Source organism: Leptolyngbya sp. 'hensonii', assembly GCF_001939115.1.
Lineage (GTDB): Bacteria > Cyanobacteriota > Cyanobacteriia.
The window spans coordinates 148781-166861 of sequence record NZ_MQTZ01000017.1 but is presented as its reverse complement, the minus strand read 5'-3'; the positions used below and the strand labels follow the sequence as shown (position 1 = coordinate 166861).

Sequence of the window (18081 nt, the reverse complement as noted above, 5' to 3'; positions counted from 1 at the left end):
ATCACCTCAATGCAATGGATGGGTCTGTGGGTTGTATCTGCTGGAGGGTCTGATCAACGGCGATTTGGGCCAGATGGTTCAGATCCAGACGATCGAGGGTCGGGTGTAAGGCCGTAAAATGAGCGACTGCCTGCTGGCGTTCTCCCAGGGCCAGCAGACTTTGGATCAACAAAGCCCAACTGAGGGCAATTTCGCTGGGATGATTCACGATCTGGGCGGTTTGCAGCGCCGTTTCAGCGTGGGAGACAGCGAGGTCCGGGCGACCGCAGCGCAAATCGACGGTGGCTGCACCAATCAGCACATAGGCCAGCATCCGTTTCGTATCCACCTGTTGCAGGGTTGTAATCCCCTGATTCAACTCCTGGTTCAGCACTGCCGTGGGCTGTCGTTGATATCGAGCTAAGGCAGCCAGAGCTCCAGCTACAGCCGCTTCACTCCCTTCTCCCTGGATGTTGGCGGCCACAGCCGACATTTCATCGCAGTAGGGTAGGGCTGCCTCTGGATTCCCGGCTTCCAGTTCGGTCATGGCCAGATAGCTGATGTACGTGAATTCCCGCCAGTGATCTTGTTCAGCTCTGGCCAGGTGGCAGGCCCGCTGCAGGAGCGATCGGGCCTCAGGGTATCGTCCATGATGACGATGGACACAGCCCAAACCGCTGAAAATGTCACAAATCTCCAGTCCTACTCTGGCTGCAAGGGTCTGGGCCGACTCCAGCAACGCTTCGGCCCGGATCAGGTCTCGCCCAATTTCCGCCAGACAGGATCCGCTGTAAGCCAGCATGCGCGCTGCTGTTGCTGGGCTGGCAGCCTGACTGGCTGCTGCTACTTGCAGGGACTGGTGGTGAACCGCTGTAAAATTGCTCCGATCGAACTGCCAGATGACCAGGGTCTCTAGCCCAACAGCAGCGGCATCATTTAGACCCAGGGATTGGGCCTCATGGATTAGGTGATGAACATCCTGTTCCAGTTGTGCTGCTCGATCGCAGGTCACGCCTGCCAGGGCGCAAATCCGCAGCAAGCCCAACTGCAACGGCAGTCTGGTGGATGGATCCAGGTGTTGGCAATGCTGCAGACCTTGCTGGGCTAACTCCAGGGCTTCAGCATAGGCAAAGACCTTCAGGCAATGGGTGGCGGCGGCGAGGGCGGCAGCGGTGGCCAGGGGGTGATCGCCAGCCAGGGCAGCGTGATGAGCAATATCACTGATTAAGCCGTTGTTCTGGTTGGCCTGCTGCTGCAACCGCTGGGCAATCTGCCAATGTACCATCTGGCGGCGAGGTGGGGAGAGTTGTTCATAGACGACTTGGCGCACAATGTCATGGGCAAAGTCATAGCCTGTATCCTGACCCAGGCCAGAACCAGGACGGATAATGGCCTGTTGCTCCAGGGTCTCGATCGCCGTTAACAGCCTGGGCAGAGGATAATCGGCGACCAGAGCCAGGGTTGTCGGTTTGAAGCTCCGTCCCAGAGCGGCTGCCCAGGGCAGCAATTCCCGTATCGGGGCGTCCAGGCGCTGTAAACGATCGCCGATCAGCGCGGCCAGATTGTGGGTGGGAGCAGGGTTGGTCTGACCCAGGGAGCGGGCAATTTCCAGAGCGAAGAGGGGGTTGCCGCCGCTGTTGATGAAGACCTGATTGATGATGGCCAGAGAGAGGCCAGGGACATGCACCTCTGAGGTGCTGCGAATCAGATCTGCCGTTTCTTCCCGATCGAGGGGCCGCAATTCTAGGGTCTGGATCTGTTGTTCCCGTCTCAGAGCCTGGATGACCCGCATCATGGCTGCGTTCTCTGCCAGTTCTCCCGATCGGGCAGTGCAGGCAAACAAGACGGGCAAAGGCCGCAGCAGGCGGATCGCGTAATGCAGCACGGTTGAGGAGGCTTCATCGACCCATTGCAGATCATCCAGAAACACGAACAGGGGGGTTTGGTGGACCCATTGCGCCAGAACTTGAACCATGGCATCCAGCAAATGGCTCAGATCGGGTGGTGCTGGAGAAGGGTGTCCCAGTTCAGGTAGCCAGAACCCTAGTTCTGGAGGGAGCGGGACGGTGGCAGTGATGGCTGCATTCCGGAGGGCATCAATCCAGACCCCATAGGGTCGCGTCATCTCAGGAGCATAGCCATGGCCCCACAGGATCTGAGCCTGACCTGCAGCGCGCTCTCCCAGTTCTTCCAATAATCGGGTTTTGCCAATGCCAGGTTCCCCCAACAACAGCAGGACTCTGGGCGCTATCGGCATCGCTGGCCTGGATTTCGGGTCAGGCCAGTCCTGCAGGATGGCCTTAGCCCATTGCTGGATGCAGGCCCACTCCTGCGGGCGTCCAATCAACGGAGGTCTGCTTCCTGCGGGGAATGGAGGTAGGCTGGAGGGGATAGGTGGGGCCTTGCTGGGTTTCAGGGGGGGCTGTTCGGGATCGGTCTCTTCCCGTAGTAGTTGCTCATACAGTCTGCGCGTGGTCAGACTGGGGTCGATCCCTAGTTCTTCCCGCAGGACAGTCATGCACTGGTGGTAGACCTGCAGTGCACTGGCTCGATCGCCGGTTAACTCATGCAAGCGCATGAGGGTGGTGTAGGTTGCTTCATTTAACCCATCCAGCCGCAGCATCTGTTGTGCGTAGGCGATGGCCCTGGTGTAATCCTGTTGTGCTTCTAATAGGGTAACCAGTCGGTTTAAGGCCCACCCGGCCTGCTGTTGCAGTCGTTGCCGTTCGGGGATAAGCCACCCATCCGGATGGTCAGGTAACAAATCTCCTTGATATAGCTGCAGAGCCTGTTCCAGCCTGGATTTAGCTTCCCCTCGATTGGAGGTCTGCTCTGCGGCTTGCACGGCAGATTCAAATGCGACCACATCCAGCGTGGCGATCTCAGTTCCGATCCATTGCATTGTTTTGGCATCTACCCACAACAATGTATCGGCCTGGGGCAGGCTGCGACGCAGGCCACTCAATTCCTTCCGCAGGTTTGCCCTTGCCTGAGCCTCGCTGGAATCGGGCCAGAGGTGAAAGGCGATCCGCTGTCGGGTCTGGGCTGCATGGCGATGCAACACCAGGAAGCCCAGCAGGGCTTGCGATCGTCCCGTGATCGGCGTTCCCAGGGGGCGGTTGCCTTCTGTTAGGGAGAAGCCTCCCAGGAGCCTAATGGTGAGAGGTTGAGCCATGACGAGATGGGATTGCCGTCAACATAACTTAGAATCCTGATCCCTATTTTCTCGGAGGTTCAAGGTTTGAGAGCAATCGATTATAAAATTGTTTCCCTTTCCGTTACGATTAACCATTCCTGCCATTCTGCTGGGGATGGGATGCATCACCGGGGATTTTCCGAATTAGATCAGGATAGAAAAGCATGGCGCTTATTGAACCTGCAGTTCGGCTCCTGGTCAGGCAACTAATTCTCGATTCAAATCCCAATTCGACAACAACCTGGGCAGGTAGCCTCTTGAAAACCACCCAATTGACTTACCATAGTTAAACAGGAACAAGCTCTCCGAAAGAGTCCTTAAGATTCAGGCATTTAGTTAAAGAGGTTGCGATGGATCTGGTTGCGCTCCAGAATGGGTTAGATAACGCTGCGTTTGCCATTCTGTTTCTCACCTTGCTGGTTTACTGGGTTGGGGCAGCCTTTCCCCGCATGCCCTATCTGTCTGCCCTGGGAACCACGGGGATGGCGATCGCGAACCTTTGTATCGCCGCTTTGCTGGCAGCCCGCTGGCTGGAGGCCGGTTATTTTCCGATCAGCAACCTCTACGAATCCCTGTTTTTCCTCACCTGGGGTATTACCACCATTCATTTGATTGCTGAGAACAAGAGTGGCAGTCGCCTGGTTGGGGTGGTGACTGCACCCGTCGCCATGGGGATTGCCGCCTTTGCTACCCTCACCCTGCCCACCGACATGCAGGCCTCGGCTCCCCTCGTTCCGGCGTTGAAATCCAACTGGTTGATGATGCATGTCAGCGTCATGATGTTGAGTTATGCCACCCTGATGGTGGGGGCGTTGATGGCGATCGCATTCCTGATCGTGACCCAGGGACAGGCGATCGAACTCAAAGGAAGTTCTGTGGGCACAGGGGGGTTTCGGGACAGTCGCTTGCGGCTACGGCGGGCAGGGGGGGGCTCTGAGCCTGCCTTGTCCTCTGGTTCTGCCATTTCGGTAGACCCCAGAACCAATGGGGGCACGGTGACCCTGGAACTGCCCTCCACTCAGCCTAAGGTAAAGGTCGAACCCCTCACGCCCCAGCGCCTCAGTCTGGCCGAAAGCCTGGACAACATCAGCTATCGCATTATTGGCTTGGGGTTTCCCCTGTTGACGATCGGGATCATTGCTGGAGCTGTCTGGGCAAATGAAGCCTGGGGCTCCTACTGGAGCTGGGACCCGAAGGAAACCTGGGCCTTGATTACCTGGCTGGTGTTCGCCGCCTATCTCCATGCCCGGATGACGCGCGGTTGGCAGGGACGTCGTCCAGCGATTCTGGCTGCCACTGGGTTTGCGGTGGTCTGGGTTTGTTATCTGGGGGTTAATCTGTTGGGGAAGGGATTGCATAGCTATGGGTGGTTTTTCTAACCTGTCCCGATGGAATCTGTGGCCCGATCGCCCTGGACTCCCCTGCATGCTCAGGTGCATCAGGTTCTCCGCAGTCGTAAGCTCCTGACTTCAAATCAGTCTCTCCTGCTGGCCGTCTCCGGTGGGCAGGATTCCCTCTGTCTGGCCAAGCTCTTCCTCGATCTGCAGCCGAAGTGGGGCTGGAATCTGGCCATCGGTCACTGTGACCATGGCTGGCGATCGGACTCTGCTGCCAATGCGGACCATGTAGAATCCCTGGCGCTCAGTTGGGGTCTTCCCTGTTACCGCCGCACGTGCTCCCCTTCGGAACAGGGCTCCCGCTCCGAGGCTGCGGCCCGTCAATGGCGTTACGCGGCTCTGATCGAGATGGCTCAGGTGGGGGGATATGGCACGATCGTTACCGGACATACGGCCAGCGATCGGGCGGAAACCCTGCTCTACAATCTGGTCCGGGGCAGTGGCAGTGATGGGTTGCAGGCCCTCACTTGGCGACGGCACTTGACCCCTGAAGTCACCTTGGTGCGTCCGTTGCTGGCCCTGTCCCGATCGGAGACCGCCGCTTTCTGCCAGACCTTTCACCTACCCGTCTGGGAGGATGCTACCAACATGGACCGGAGCTATGCCCGCAATCGCATTCGCCAGGACCTGATTCCCTATCTGCAAGAGCATCTGAATCCCCAGGCTGAAAAGCTGCTGGCCCAGACCGCAGAACTGCTGCAGGCCGAGGTTGCTTACCTGGAAGCAGAGGCGACGCAACTGCGGCAGCAGGTGCAACCCCTCGATCGGGCCGCTTTGCATCGCCTTCCCCTGGGAGAGGCTCCTCTGGCCCTGCAGCGGCGGGTGGTGCGGCAATTTCTGGAACAGCAGTTGCCCTGCAGTCCTACCTTTGAGCAGATTGAAAAGCTGGTGGCCTTGATCAGTGCTCCCAACCGGTCCTGCACCGATCCTTTGCCGGGCGGGTCGATCGCCCAAGTAGAAGGGGATTGGATCTGCCTGAGAAGCCCACAGTAGTTGTGGACGATTGTGGGGACGCCTGGAAATTTCGATCGTGGCTCTCGCTTCCGAAGCGACACCTGTAGAATGGGGAATGCATAATCTCAATACAATGTCTTATGTCCGTTCGCGTTCGTCTTGCGCCCAGTCCCACCGGAAATCTCCATATTGGCACAGCCCGGACCGGTGTTTTTAACTGGCTGTTCGCCCGCCACCACGGAGGGCAGTTTATTCTCCGGATTGAAGACACGGATCTGGAGCGATCGCGCCCTGAATTTACCCAGAACATTCTGGATGGCCTGACCTGGTTAGGGTTGACTTGGGATGAAGGGCCTTTCTTCCAGTCCAAGCGGATGGACCTGTACAAAGCAGCGATTCAAACCCTGCTGGATCAAGGGCTGGCCTATCGAGCCTATGACACTCCAGAGGAATTGGAAGCGCTGCGGGCCTCTCAGACGGCCCGGAAACAAGCACCCCGGTACGATAATCGCCATCGCCATCTGTCTCCAGAGCAGGAGGCAGCCTATGTAGCTGAGGGACGACAACCGGTGATCCGGTTCAAGATTGATGACGATCGGGAAATCACCTGGACCGATCTGGTGCGGGGGCCTGTCACCTGGAAAGGGAGTGATCTGGGTGGAGATATGGTGATTGCCCGGGCTGCCATGGCCCCAGAACTGGGCCAACCCCTCTATAACTTTGTCGTGGTGGTGGATGACATTGACATGCAGATTACCCATGTGATTCGGGGCGAGGATCACATTGCCAACACGGCCAAGCAAATTCTGCTGTACGAGGCGATGGGGGCGGCTGTCCCCCGATTTGCTCACACGCCGCTGATTTTGGATCAGGGGGGGCGGAAGCTCTCGAAGCGCAATGGGGTGACTTCGATCGATGACTTCCGCAAGATGGGCTATACCTCGGAGGGGCTGGTCAATTACATGACGCTGTTGGGTTGGTCTCCTCCGGATTCTACTCAGGAACTGTTCCGCTTGCAGGAGGCGGCCCAACAGTTTGATTTTGAACGGGTTAATCCTGCCGGAGCTAAGTTTGACTGGGCCAAGCTGGATTGGATCAACAGCCAGTACCTGCATCGGCTCTCTGTCCCAGAGATGACGGATTTGTTGATTCCCTTCTGGCAGGCGGCGGGATATCTGTTTGATCCCCTAGCCGATCGACCTTGGTTGGAACAGTTGGGAGCCCTGGTTGGCCCCAGTCTGGTCCGCCTGCCGGTTAGTGATCCGACCTGGATGGCCCAGGTGCGGGAAATTATTGGCCCCGCTCTACCGGCAGTTGCCGATGGGGTGGAGATGGTGCGGTTCCTCTTTGCTGACCCGTTTGAGTTCATGCCAGAGGCGGCCAAACAGTTGGAACAGGTGGGTTCGGCCACTGCGTTACAGGCGATCGTGACCCTGCTGGAGCAGGAAACGGAGGCCCTGACGGAAGCGCGGGCCAAGGCGATTCTGGATCAGGTGGTGCAGGCACAGAATCTGAAGCGGGGCCTGGTGATGAAGTCCCTGCGGGCGACGCTGACGGGTCAATTGCAAGGTCCCGATCTGATGCAATCCTGGTTGCTCCTGCACCAGCGAGGGCAGGATCGGCCTCGCCTGCAGCAGGCCCTGACGATCGCGAAATGAGGAACCTGTCCTATCCAGTGGCCGTCCTATAGGGGATGACCTTATCTCTGTCCTACCCGCGACTATGCGTGACTGCCTTCATCCTTCATCTCTGATGCCTCTGGCCGTCCCGATTTCGGAAAATCGCCCTGAGGGGGAAAGAGGCCCGTACCCCTGGCAAGCCCCTCGACACCAGAGCTATTCAACCTGGGTCGATCCAATGCGAGGCTGGTCAGCTTTTCTGTGGGCCATTCTGCTGTTGGCTGGCTCCTGCTGGCTTGCTGCTTCCCCAGCTCAGGCTCAGGTGAATCAGCGATCGATGTTTGAAAGTATCACCCTCACGATCGGTCCCCGCCTCTCTCCAGACCCAACCGAATTGCGGGGGGTTGGTGGTGGCACTGTTCCGGCACCAGAGGTGGCTGGTCGCTCTGAGACCACGAATGGTCCCTGTGTGGGGTTTGTGGGTACCAAGCCCAGCCATACCCTGATTCTGACCAGTTTCTTGAATTATCTCAGCCTGCAGGTTCAGGCTCCCGAAGATACCACCCTGGTGATTAAAGGTCCGGGGGGAACCTGGTGTAATGATGATTTCCGAGGCAAAAACCCGGGAATTGCGGGCCAATGGCTACCGGGTACTTACCAGATCTGGATTGGGTCTTACAGCAAAACGAACCTGCATCCCTATATCTTGCGCCTGACTCAGAAACGTTGATAGCCGTACAAGATAGGAGCACGTTTGCGTTGCACCCCCCCTTTTCTGGTGCTTGCCACTCTGCTGTTGCTCAGACTGGCCCCTGTAATTATAGCGCCAGCGGCTTTGGCATTCTGGGGAGGTGAAAATAGAAACCCCTGTCCATACTTGCATTGCAGCCGCTTGAGGTAGAGATGCTGTTCTGCGGTTTCAATGCCTTCCGCAATAACATTGATATTAAGGGCTTTGGCCAGCATCAACATGGCCTGGACAATTTTTAGATGCTTCAAATCAAAGGTGATTTGGTGGATGAACGAGCGATCGATCTTGAGGGTATCGATCGGAAGATTATGCAAATAACTCAGGGCAGAATATCCAGTACCGAAGTCGTCCAGGGCTAAGGATACGCCCAGGGCTTTGAGTTGAAACAGTAAGGTGCGGCTGAAGCAGCTATTTTCGAGTAAGGCACTTTCGGTTAGTTCGAGCCTGAGGTTGGATGCCGACAGGTTAGTGATTTGCAGAATGTGGGCAATTTGATCAACCAGATCTGCCTGCATCAGTTGTTTGACCGATAGATTAACACTGACGATGAAGGAATCAAGACTGTTTTGAGGAGCTTTGAGGACTTGAGTTTGCCAAATCCTGGCCTGCTGACAGACTTCCCGGAGCACCCAAAGACCCAGGGGAATGATCAGACCCGTTTCTTCCGCGATCGGAATAAACTCTCTGGGAGGGATGGATCCCTGTTCTGGATGATGCCATCGTACTAGGGCTTCAAAGCCCATCAGTTGTCTGGTTTTCAAGGCTACGATCGGCTGGTAAACCACCTCTAACTCTTCTCGTTCGATCGCCCATCGGAGATCGGTTTCCAGTTGGAGACGCTGAACAGCCTGGGTATGCATACTGGCATCAAAGATCTCATAGCGGGCTTTGCCATTGGCTTTGGCCCGGTACATGGCGATATCGGCATTCCGTAGCAGATCATCCAGCCAGGTATATTTCTGGTTGCCCAGAACAATGCCAATGCTGGCTGAAATAAATACTTGATGGCCACTCAGATGGAAAGGTTTTGCCAGATCCGCTTTAATTCGGTCTGCAAGATGGATGGCCTCTTCCGACTCTGTGATGTTGTGGAGCAGAATCGCAAACTCGTCACCGCCCAAACGAGCTACAGTCCCTTCATTCCGCATCTGCTGGTTCAGACGATCGGCGACAGCTAGCAAAAGCTGATCACCAATTGGATGGCCCAGGCTGTCATTGATCAGTTTGAACCGATCGAGATCAATAAACAGTACGGCAAACAAAAAATTTTCATCCTGTTGCGTTCTGTCTACTGCTTCCGCTAACCGTTCCAGAAAGCAAGCTCGATTAGGCAATTGGGTTAGGGTATCCAGATTAATCAGGTTTTTCAGCGTTTGTTGACTCTGCTCCAGATTGACTGCCATCAGGTTAAAGGTGTTGGCCAGCTCACCCAATTCGTCTGCTTGAGAGACTGGAATGCGGTGGGTTAACTGATTTTGACCAAAATGATGAATTCCTTCCTTCAGAGCCTGGAGAGGTTGCAAAATCGAACGGGCCAATTGGAGCGCGACAGAGACTGCGATCACTAAGCCCAGACTGAAAACAGTGGCGATGATCAGATATCCGTGCTGTTTGACGGTCTGGGCTTGGGCCAGGTTCTCTGCTATCTCTTGATGGGCAATGGTGTAAACCTGATCCATTAATTGGACTGACTTTTCCAGGCAATGGGTGAGTCGTTGCAGATCAGCTTGCAGAACTTGAGGATTTTGCTGGTGGTTGAACAGAACGACACTTAATGCCTGGATTTCTTGCCACTCTTGATAGGCCATCTGGACTAAAACCTTTTCCTGGGACTTATCAAAAGAGGTCCGACGAATCTCAATAAAAAGCTCGTTGATCTCCTGACTCAGTTTCAGAAAACGATCGCGCCCCCGGCTGTCCCCGTTTGCCAGAGTATCGTGAAGGGGGATGGAGGACTGCACCAGTAATCTTTGAAGACGGGTAATGGGTAATGTTTCTAGTTCTGCCTCTCTGGCCGTATGTTCAAAATTCTGGACAATTTCTTCAAGGCAGACGTATGTTCCGATACCTAACCCCAGCAATGGAAGCAGCATGGCTGCCATGCCCAGGATCAGACGTTGTTTCAGAGAGCACGACTTTACTTGCAGGAGGCTCATTGGGCGATCTGGTTGTCCAGGTTAATCAAGAGGACACAGGGAAGTCTGAAACTCAGGATCGTTTGCTGTAACCCCTTAATCTAGGCCATAAATATGAAGAACTTGTGTAGATCTACCCTATCCCCAACCCTGTTGGCATCAATGGCCCGTGGTTGGTTTTACCTCAGGTTTTTCCTGCTCTGCTACAAAATCCCACTTTTCCAGGCCCAGGGTCAGGGTACCTTGGAATCGGGAGGCTGCAACTGTACCTTGAAAGGTCAGGATTTGCCCCTCACAGATGCTCCGATCGGCAGGACCACTCAACAAGATCTTGCCTTCCTGCCACCGCCCTTGCAGGGCAGGTTTTTCCTGGGCGATCGCGACCTGCTGCGGCGTGGCTGTTTCTGGAATCAGGGAGCCACTGAGATAAATGCCCGACTGTTGTAGGAACAGAACTCCATTGCCTTTGGCGCAGGGGGGCAGGGCCTTGGCTGCAAATCGATAGCGGCCATTTACTTGAAGCGGGGCTTTGAGATTAGCTTCCCCATAGGCAGTGACAACACTGAACAGAATGACCACAGAGCCGATGGCAACTCCGTAGAAGAGGAGAGACTGGGGTTTTAAGTGGTTCATCAGGTCTTTACTCCGGCGTCAGTCTGGGGAGAAGGTATAGGATTGTGACTGCCAATCAGGGCAGAAGCCAGATGGGAAGTCACCGGGCTATGCTTGCGGGTGATCAGCAGAGATGACTGGCAATGAATAGCTAGCTGATCGGTAGAGCGACCCAGGGTTTGACGTTCTAGCCCCCACTCTCGGCTGGCTCCAACGATGGTCAGGTCAACAGCCGCTGAGGCTTCGATGACGGCATGGATCGGATCCTCGGCATGCATCAGGGAAATGGTAATCCGATCGCACACGCTAACTGGGAGCTGGTCCATGGTGGTGCGAAATTCGTACCCCAGTTCGTCGATCGGATGGCCAGGAGATTCTACCCGTAGGACGGTTAACCGGCGGGACTGATCGTTAATCAATAATCTCAGAGCCAGCTCAAACCCCAGATCATCATGCACATTGGCGGCATAGGGAACCATCAGGTTTTCCAGGCGTTCCCGACCCCGATCAGCAAACACTGCCACATCCACCCGGGCCAGACTCAAGATTTGTCCGACTCGTCCTCCCAGACGATTCTGGCTGAAGGCAGGCCGATGCCACCCCACCAGAATCAGATTGGCCTGGTCCAGTTCGGCGATCCGGGCTGTTTCCCGGGCCACATCGCTGGAAACGCTCACGATCGGATGGACCAGCTTGCGGACAGGTGGGGGTTCCAGGCTCTGGATCAGGTCTTCGATCCGACGATGCTGGTCGGCAATGAGCCGCTCCATCTCAGCGGGCATGCTCTGGAAGGCGTAGTCTTCTTCGGGTTCAATCAGGCTGAGGGGATGGACCACGGCGGATTGGGGACTGGTGCTGGGCAGGTTGTGATTGAAGGCGATCGCGACTCCCAATTGCACCAACCCTTTCTGCGTGGCCGGGTTTGAGATCGGTACCAGAACGCGATAGTTGGGGGTAATGGTATCGGGTTCCTGCATGTCCAGCCGGATCAGTTGCTTGGGATAGGTCCATTCCAGCAAGGGTGAGGTCATAAATGTGGTGACCAGCGCCATAATCACCAGCATGGTAAACAGGAGCGGTGAGATCACATTGAGACTGAGGCCGATATTCAGGACAATCAGCTCGGTTAGGCCCCTGGTGTTCATCAGCCAACCCAGAGCCGAAGCTTCCCGATTCTCCAGGCCGCAAACGCGGGCTGCGGCATAGGTGCCGAAATACTTACCGACGATCGCCACTGCCAGCACAGCCCCGCAGAGTAACCAGAGCTCCAGGCTATTCAACAGGCCAATCTGGGTGCGTAAACCGCTATAGGCAAAGAAGATGGGGAGTAAAAACACCAGGACAAAGTCCTCAGTCTTTTCAGCCAGTTCCCGGGTCAGACCCGCATGCTTGGGCATAATCGCCCCCAGCAGGAAGGCCCCAAAAATGAGGTGAATTCCGATGATCTCGGTAATCAGGGCAGAGGCAACCACCCCGACGTAGATCCCGGCGATCACAAACTGGGTCAGCTTGCCGGTTCGTTCATAATGGGTGGCCAGACGCTTGAGCAATTGCCGTCCCATCGTCACCATGATGCCAATGTAGAGAATCGAATAGACCATGGTGGGTAAGGCATCGACCATGCTGTTGGTGCGGGTGACCGCGATCGCCAGAGCCAGCAGGCACCAAGCTGTGACATCGTCTACCGCAGCACAGGTCAGGGCCAGGGTGCCCAATCGGGTGCCCTGCAAATTGTTTTCGGTGATAATGCGGGCCAGCACGGGGAAAGCGGTAATGGACATGGCCGCTCCCAGGAAGAGGGTGAAGGCTGTGAAGGATACGGCCCCATTAGAAACCAGAGGATAGAGCAGCAAGGCCAGACAGGTGCCGAGGGAAAAGGGCACCAGAATACTGACATGGGAGGTGAGGATGGCTATTTCTAACTGGCCTTTCAGATATTTGGGGTCCAGTTCCAGGCCAATCAGGAACATGAAGAAGATTAACCCCACCTGGGACAGGACATTTAAGAAGGGAACCGCTTCTGCTGGGAAAAGAGCGGAAGCCAGGTCTGGAGAAATCAGCCCCAGCAAAGAGGGACCTAACATAATTCCGGCCAGGATTTCACCAATCACTAGCGGCTGTTTTAGCCAGCGGCAGCCAAATCCTACCAGCCTGGAAAAAGTGATGATTACTAGAACTTCAACCAGAACAATGACGATTGTTGACATGGATGCTTCTACGGGCGCTAGCTTCTGAATGGATAACTCATGAACAAATCAAGGGGTGGCTCTCACACCAGCCTGGGATTGATCTGGCTGTAGGGCTGTCTTAACTCAGGAGACTCCCGCTATCCCCCTTCAGGGAAGCAGTACAATGACAGGGCTAAATCGAACTTTTAACCTGCTCCTGGCCTAGAGCCATTGACAATATTTTCAAAATAATCTTTAGCCCGCAAAGACTACTAGGCTCCCCTGCTTACAGTCAACTCCTTAGTGTAAGACCAAAAAGCTAAGGCAATCTGACTCAAACTCTATCTAATGATCAAATTCAAGACATTTATATGGAGGTTAAGAGGCAGAGAAGATTTTCAGATTTAAATAAGAATTTAGATTCCTTGCTTATAATCTGTTTAGTATTCTTTTGATTTGCAAGAAAAACGTAGCAAATCTTAATCTCGCTTTGGCAAGACTGTTCGTTTACGACCTTACGCAGATATTCTTCTTTAATGATGCCTCGGATTCTAGTTATCGACGATGATCCTGCAATTTCGGAGATGGTAGCCGTCAATCTGGAGATGGCCGGTTACGACGTCAGTCAAGCTCCCGACGGGATCAAGGGTCAGGCTCTGGCACTCCAACTCCAGCCTGACCTGATTATGCTGGACCTGATGCTTCCTAAAGTAGATGGGTTTACAGTCTGTCAACGACTGCGACGGGATGAGCGCACCGCTGATATCCCTGTTCTCATGCTCACAGCTCTGGGGCAGACCCAGGATAAGGTAGAGGGGTTTAATGCAGGAGCAGATGACTATCTCACCAAGCCCTTTGAGGTTGAAGAAATGCTGGCCCGGGTGCGGGCTCTTTTACGGCGGACCGATCGGATTCCCCGAGCGGCTAAACATAGTGAAATTCTTAATTACGGTCCCTTAACGCTAGTGCCGGAGCGCTTTGAAGCGATCTGGTTTGATAAGACGGTGAAACTGACTCACCTGGAATTTGAACTGCTGCATTGCCTGTTACAGCGCCATGGCCAGACAGTTTCTCCCAGTGAGATCTTGAAAGAGGTCTGGGGCTACGATCCTGACGATGATATTGAAACCATCCGGGTGCATGTGCGGCACCTGCGAACTAAGCTGGAGCCCGATCCTCGCCATCCCCGCTATATCAAAACGGTTTACGGTGCGGGTTATTGTCTGGAGTTGCCTAGCACGGTGGAGTCTACGGCAGATGAGGGTATAGAGTCCACGATCGTGGAATAGGGAGGGCTGTAATACATCACACCCTTAAAAAACCTCATCTTCCCTGCCGACCCACCATTCTCCCAATTTCATCAAATCGCGATGCAGATCGGCGACCTCAAGTTCATACTCATCGGGCGAAATCGTTGCCCGTCTTTCCTGCAGTTTGGTCAGGCGCAATTGGAGTAGCATCCATGGCTTATGGATGCTATCTGTTGCTTCCATGTATCTGGCTAAGTCTTCGCTATTCATGGGGGATGCTTCCTCTGGGTGTAGGTTTAGATAAGGACCGGGGCACGGCTAGCCGTGCCCCGGTGGAAGTTTTGGCCTGATAACAAATGTCAGAGCAACTGGGAAACCCTGCGCTACCCTTATGCAGCCACCAGATTTTGATTCACAAAATCCCAGTTGATCATGGAATCAATAAAAGCCTGGGCAAAATCAGGACGACGGTTCTGATAATCCAGGTAATAGGCGTGTTCCCAGACATCCATCGTCAATAGAGGGATCTGGTTATAAACCAGTGGGTTTTCTGCATTCGCAGTCTTGGTTACTTTCAGCGTGCCGTTTTGCAGGACTAACCAGGCCCAACCGCTGCCAAATTGAGTCACCCCGGCATTCTTGAACTCTTCCTTGAACTTATCAAAACTGCCGAAGTCGGCATTGATCTTGTCGGCGATCGCCCCGGTGGGAGCCCCACCCCCACCTGGCTTCATACTGTTCCAGTAGAAAGTATGGTTCCAGATCTGGGCTGCGTTGTTGAAGACGCCTACTTTAGTTGCGTCCCCAAAGGCTTCCCGGATAACCTCTTCCAGAGATTGATCAGCCATTGGGGTGTCTTTGACCATGTTGTTCAGGTTATTCACATAACCGGCATGGTGCTTGTCATGGTGAAACTCAAAAGTCTTTGCAGACATGTGAGGTTCCAGCGCATTGTAATCGTAGGGTAAAGGAGGCAGTTCAAAAGCCATTGTGTTCGACTCTCCTAGCTGCTTGCAGGTAATAACTTAAAGACTCTGAAACTCAATCAATACTGCTTTTCCGTCCTAAAAAGCTTCAGGGGGCGGAGAAACAGAATTTAACACCAGAATTCTAGCTTAAAACCTGTTCCAAAACGTCGCGCGTTGGTTAGAGAGCAGGGTATCGATCGGGGTTTCCTCCCATAGACTCCTGCTGTTGGATGAAGTGATGTCGGGGGAGAGGGTATTACAAGTGTAATATAAGTGTATCCTATCCCTCGGATCGATGTTGTTCAGTTATGAATATCCAGTCTGCGTTCAACCTGACTGAAATTGTTGCCCTCTGGCCAAATGATGGTTCAGAACCGTCACGGGGGGCTCCCCAGGTGCCAACCCTCTACACGTCCCGTTTAATCCTCCGTCCGTTCAGTCTGGCTGATGCGGCGACGGTGCAAAGGTTGGCTGGAGAACGGGAAATCGCTGCCATGACCCTGACGATTCCCCATCCCTACCCGGATGGTGCAGCAGCAGCGTGGATTGACACCCATGCCTCAGCCTTTGCGAATGGTCAGGGACTCAGCCTGGCGATCGTGCTTCAGGCGACGGGAGAGCTCTGTGGCGCGATCGGTCTGGTTCTGGCTCCAGACCACCATAGTGCGGAAATGGGCTACTGGCTGGGTAAACCCTATTGGAGGCAGGGATACTGCACAGAGGCGGCTCTGGCTTTACTCCAATACGGATTTCAGACCTTGAACCTCCATCGGATTCATGCCGCCCATTTTGCTCAGAATCTGGCATCAGGACGGGTGATGCAGAAGCTTGGGATGCGACAGGAGGGGTATCTCCGACAGGCCGTGCTGAAGTGGGGCCAATACATGGATCTGGTTCTGTATGGGATCTTGTGGGAAGAATGGTTAGAGGTGTTGCCTGCAACGCCCGGGCGGACAGGATGGGTCTGAATTTTACCTTCTCTGCATTTCAGTTGGCAAAAATCACCGTCAGGCGGGACAATGAAAGATACAGCACCTGAATACTTGTCGAATTATTTGCCGTGACTAACGCCCGCACTGTTTCAGATACCAAACGCGCTTTCTACACCTTACACACCCGGCCCATTAATTCCATTTATCGTCGGGTGGTGGATGAACTGATGGTAGAGATGCACCTGCTATCGGTGAATGTGGATTACCGCTACGACCCTATCTATGCGTTGGGCGTTGTTTCATCCTTCGATCGCTTCATGCAGTTCTACCGTCCGGAGGTAGACAAGGCTTCCATTTTTAGCGCCCTCTGTCGCTCTCTAGAAGCAGATCCGCAACAGTATCGCCAGGACGCAGAGCAACTCCAGGGGCTGGCCAAGCAGCTTCCGATTAAAGATCTGATCCTGAAATTTAGCCAGCCCGATCTTCTGGGAGAACCGGCGGAACTGCGGGAGTTTTTACGGGGACGGGTTGCCCAGACCACACCGTTCAAATATAGTCGCCTCTTTGCGATCGGCCTCTATTCCCTGCTGGAATTGTCCGATCCAGAGGCCACCAAAGAGGAAGCTCAGAGAAATGCTTTGCTGAAGCAGTTCTGTGAAGGGCTGCATTTACCAGAAGATAAGGTGACGAAGGATCTGGAGCTGTATCGGAGTAATCTGGAGAAGATCGCCCAGGCTCAGATTGTGCTGGAAGATATCCTGCAGGCCGATCGTAAAAAGCGAGAGCAGCGGGCTCAGGAGAAGGCCGGAACGACCACCCCAGAGCTTGCTCCAGATTTGCCACAGGATGGGGCTGCTTCAGGTTCCTGATGACCGTCTCAGGCGTTGGAGCAGGTTGAAGAAACGATCGGGCGGGGGAGCGACCACCTCGATCCAGTCCCCTGAAACCGGGTGTTGCAACCTGAGTTTCCAGGCATGCAGGGCCTGACCTTTCCAGTGCAGTGATCCAGAGCGGCCAGAACTATAAATAGGATCGCCCACGATCGGATGACCGATGTGGGCAGCGTGCACTCTGATCTGATGGGTGCGCCCGGTTTCCAGGCGAAAGTAAAGCAGGGTGTAATTGCCCAACCGTTCCTGGATTTGCCAGTGGGTGACGGCATTTCGTCCCCCTTTCTCCACCGGCACCACCGCCATCTTCTTGCGATCGACGGGATGGCGTCCGATCGGTGCCTGGATTGTTCCTTGGACTGTTGCCGGTGCCCCATAGACCAGGCCCAGATACGCTCGACCGGCAGTTTTAGCCTTGAGTTGCGCCTGGAGATGTTGGTGGGCCTGGTCTGTTTTTGCCACCACCAGAGCTCCACTAGTGTCCTTATCCAGGCGATGAACAATGCCCGGTCGTTGAATACCACCGATGCCCGGCAGGTTAGGACAGTGGGCCAAGAGGGCATTGACTAAGGTACCGGTGGCATGCCCTGGTGCTGGATGCACGACTAGGCCGACAGGCTTATTGAGAATCAGGAGGGATTCATCTTCATAGAGAATGTCCAGGGGAATCGCTTCCGCCTGGACATCCAGAGGTTCTGCGTCTGGCAGAATGACCTGAAGTTGATCACCCACCGCGATGGACGCTTTCTTTGAGGTGCAGACCTGCCCATTCACCCGCACCTGCCCCTGCTCAATCAGCTTTTGTAAGCGGGAGCGGGACAGGTCAGGCAACTGTTCTGCCAGAACGCGATCAAGACGATCGCCCCTGACGTCACATTGGCCGGTGTAGGTTTTCATTTGAGTGCTGTGAGGATCCCCATCTGGCTAATCATAACTCCCAGCGCTGGAATGCCCAGAATCAGCATCAATCCGGCAGGCATAAACTTGCGGGTTTTGATCCATCGCATCACAAATGCCAGTAACAGAATGAGGGTCACCGCTACGGCAAAGATAAGTCCCCAGGATTGACCTTGAAATTGCAAGAGGGCACTTACCAGTAACAGCAGGCCACAGCCACAACCAGCCAAGAGAGAAATCTTACTTTTTGCCTGAACGTAACCCATGATGCCGCCCACAATGGCAAGGATGCCATAGACGATCGCCGCGATTACACCTGGATTCATGATCATT

15 protein-coding genes are annotated in these 18081 nt (G+C 54.6%); 7 read left to right on the top strand and 8 right to left on the bottom strand.

Annotation, left to right across the window (positions count from 1 at the left end; all coding sequences use genetic code 11):
• Nucleotide 1: 1 nt before the first annotated feature.
• Nucleotides 2-3154, bottom strand: a complete 3153-nt coding sequence (locus BST81_RS06300) for a BTAD domain-containing putative transcriptional regulator (RefSeq protein WP_075597683.1) — start codon at nucleotides 3152-3154, stop codon at nucleotides 2-4.
• 371 nt (nucleotides 3155-3525) lie between these two features.
• On the opposite strand from BST81_RS06300, the gene ccsB reads away from it, so the two are divergent.
• The 4 genes from ccsB to BST81_RS06280 all read left to right on the top strand — a co-directional run bounded on the left by ccsB (nucleotide 3526) and on the right by BST81_RS06280 (nucleotide 7875).
• Nucleotides 3526-4554 carry a c-type cytochrome biogenesis protein CcsB gene (gene ccsB, locus BST81_RS06295; protein WP_075597682.1) on the top strand — a complete coding sequence of 343 codons (1029 nt, stop codon included), beginning with the start codon at nucleotides 3526-3528 and terminating at the stop codon, nucleotides 4552-4554.
• Between the two features lie 9 nt (nucleotides 4555-4563).
• Complete coding sequence (tilS, locus tag BST81_RS06290) at nucleotides 4564-5565, top strand: tRNA lysidine(34) synthetase TilS (protein WP_075597681.1); 1002 nt, start codon at nucleotides 4564-4566, stop codon at nucleotides 5563-5565.
• Between the two features lie 101 nt (nucleotides 5566-5666).
• Nucleotides 5667-7184 (top strand): glutamate--tRNA ligase, encoded by a 1518-nt coding sequence (gltX, locus tag BST81_RS06285; protein ID WP_075597680.1) that lies wholly within the window; start codon nucleotides 5667-5669, stop codon nucleotides 7182-7184.
• A gap of 64 nt (nucleotides 7185-7248) precedes the next feature.
• The gene (locus BST81_RS06280; RefSeq protein ID WP_216351231.1) at nucleotides 7249-7875 is read left to right on the top strand and encodes a hypothetical protein; all 627 of its coding nucleotides are present in this window, start codon (nucleotides 7249-7251) and stop codon (nucleotides 7873-7875) included.
• Here BST81_RS06280 and BST81_RS06275 read toward each other — a convergent pair.
• From BST81_RS06275 to BST81_RS06265, 3 genes are all read right to left on the bottom strand, one after another.
• Nucleotides 7863-9989, bottom strand: a complete 2127-nt coding sequence (locus tag BST81_RS06275; RefSeq protein ID WP_216351230.1) for an EAL domain-containing protein — start codon at nucleotides 9987-9989, stop codon at nucleotides 7863-7865. The genes BST81_RS06280 and BST81_RS06275 overlap by 13 nt on opposite strands.
• 201 nt (nucleotides 9990-10190) lie before the next feature.
• Nucleotides 10191-10664 (bottom strand): hypothetical protein, encoded by a 474-nt coding sequence (locus BST81_RS06270; protein ID WP_075597678.1) that lies wholly within the window; start codon nucleotides 10662-10664, stop codon nucleotides 10191-10193.
• Entirely contained in the window at nucleotides 10664-12850 is a 2187-nt protein-coding gene (locus BST81_RS06265) for a cation:proton antiporter (protein ID WP_075597677.1), read from the bottom strand. Before BST81_RS06265 ends, BST81_RS06270 begins: the two co-directional genes overlap by 1 nt.
• Nucleotides 12851-13350: 500 nt before the next feature.
• On the opposite strand from BST81_RS06265, the gene BST81_RS06260 reads away from it, so the two are divergent.
• Nucleotides 13351-14100: a response regulator transcription factor gene (locus BST81_RS06260; protein WP_075597746.1), complete on the top strand. Its 750-nt coding sequence runs from the start codon at nucleotides 13351-13353 to the stop codon at nucleotides 14098-14100.
• Between the two features lie 24 nt (nucleotides 14101-14124).
• Here the strand turns inward: BST81_RS06260 and BST81_RS06255 are convergent, their stop codons facing one another.
• A complete protein-coding gene (locus BST81_RS06255; RefSeq protein ID WP_075597676.1) occupies nucleotides 14125-14331 on the bottom strand; it encodes a hypothetical protein in 207 nt (68 codons plus the stop codon).
• 119 nt (nucleotides 14332-14450) lie between these two features.
• Entirely contained in the window at nucleotides 14451-15050 is a 600-nt protein-coding gene (locus BST81_RS06250; RefSeq protein WP_075597675.1) for a superoxide dismutase, read from the bottom strand.
• A gap of 287 nt (nucleotides 15051-15337) precedes the next feature.
• On the opposite strand from BST81_RS06250, the gene BST81_RS06245 reads away from it, so the two are divergent.
• Both BST81_RS06245 and psb29 read left to right on the top strand, forming a co-directional pair.
• Nucleotides 15338-15997, top strand: coding sequence for a GNAT family N-acetyltransferase (locus tag BST81_RS06245; RefSeq protein ID WP_083636697.1), 660 nt, complete (start codon nucleotides 15338-15340; stop codon nucleotides 15995-15997).
• Between the two features lie 92 nt (nucleotides 15998-16089).
• Nucleotides 16090-16830: a photosystem II biogenesis protein Psp29 gene (gene psb29, locus BST81_RS06240; RefSeq protein WP_075597674.1), complete on the top strand. Its 741-nt coding sequence runs from the start codon at nucleotides 16090-16092 to the stop codon at nucleotides 16828-16830.
• Here psb29 and BST81_RS06235 read toward each other — a convergent pair.
• Together BST81_RS06235 and BST81_RS06230 are read right to left on the bottom strand one after the other, a co-directional pair.
• Nucleotides 16819-17748, bottom strand: coding sequence for an RluA family pseudouridine synthase (locus BST81_RS06235; RefSeq protein ID WP_075597673.1), 930 nt, complete (start codon nucleotides 17746-17748; stop codon nucleotides 16819-16821). The two genes, psb29 and BST81_RS06235, sit on opposite strands and share 12 nt — an antisense overlap.
• Entirely contained in the window at nucleotides 17745-18074 is a 330-nt protein-coding gene (locus BST81_RS06230; protein ID WP_075597672.1) for a TMEM14 family protein, read from the bottom strand. Before BST81_RS06230 ends, BST81_RS06235 begins: the two co-directional genes overlap by 4 nt.
• Nucleotides 18075-18081 lie beyond the last annotated feature (7 nt).

Coding starts and splice junctions, on each gene's coding strand:
- BST81_RS06300 (WP_075597683.1), bottom strand. CDS start 3,154: ATGGCTCAACCTCTCACCATTAGGCTCCTGGGAGGCTTCTCCCTAACA.
- BST81_RS06245 (WP_083636697.1), top strand. CDS start 15,338: ATGAATATCCAGTCTGCGTTCAACCTGACTGAAATTGTTGCCCTCTGG.
- BST81_RS06230 (WP_075597672.1), bottom strand. CDS start 18,074: ATGAATCCAGGTGTAATCGCGGCGATCGTCTATGGCATCCTTGCCATT.
- BST81_RS06255 (WP_075597676.1), bottom strand. CDS start 14,331: ATGAATAGCGAAGACTTAGCCAGATACATGGAAGCAACAGATAGCATC.
- tilS (WP_075597681.1), top strand. CDS start 4,564: ATGGAATCTGTGGCCCGATCGCCCTGGACTCCCCTGCATGCTCAGGTG.
- ccsB (WP_075597682.1), top strand. CDS start 3,526: ATGGATCTGGTTGCGCTCCAGAATGGGTTAGATAACGCTGCGTTTGCC.
- BST81_RS06260 (WP_075597746.1), top strand. CDS start 13,351: ATGCCTCGGATTCTAGTTATCGACGATGATCCTGCAATTTCGGAGATG.
- BST81_RS06275 (WP_216351230.1), bottom strand. CDS start 9,989: ATGCTGCTTCCATTGCTGGGGTTAGGTATCGGAACATACGTCTGCCTT.
- gltX (WP_075597680.1), top strand. CDS start 5,667: ATGTCCGTTCGCGTTCGTCTTGCGCCCAGTCCCACCGGAAATCTCCAT.
- BST81_RS06280 (WP_216351231.1), top strand. CDS start 7,249: ATGCGTGACTGCCTTCATCCTTCATCTCTGATGCCTCTGGCCGTCCCG.
- BST81_RS06270 (WP_075597678.1), bottom strand. CDS start 10,664: ATGAACCACTTAAAACCCCAGTCTCTCCTCTTCTACGGAGTTGCCATC.
- BST81_RS06250 (WP_075597675.1), bottom strand. CDS start 15,050: ATGGCTTTTGAACTGCCTCCTTTACCCTACGATTACAATGCGCTGGAA.
- BST81_RS06265 (WP_075597677.1), bottom strand. CDS start 12,850: ATGTCAACAATCGTCATTGTTCTGGTTGAAGTTCTAGTAATCATCACT.
- BST81_RS06235 (WP_075597673.1), bottom strand. CDS start 17,748: ATGAAAACCTACACCGGCCAATGTGACGTCAGGGGCGATCGTCTTGAT.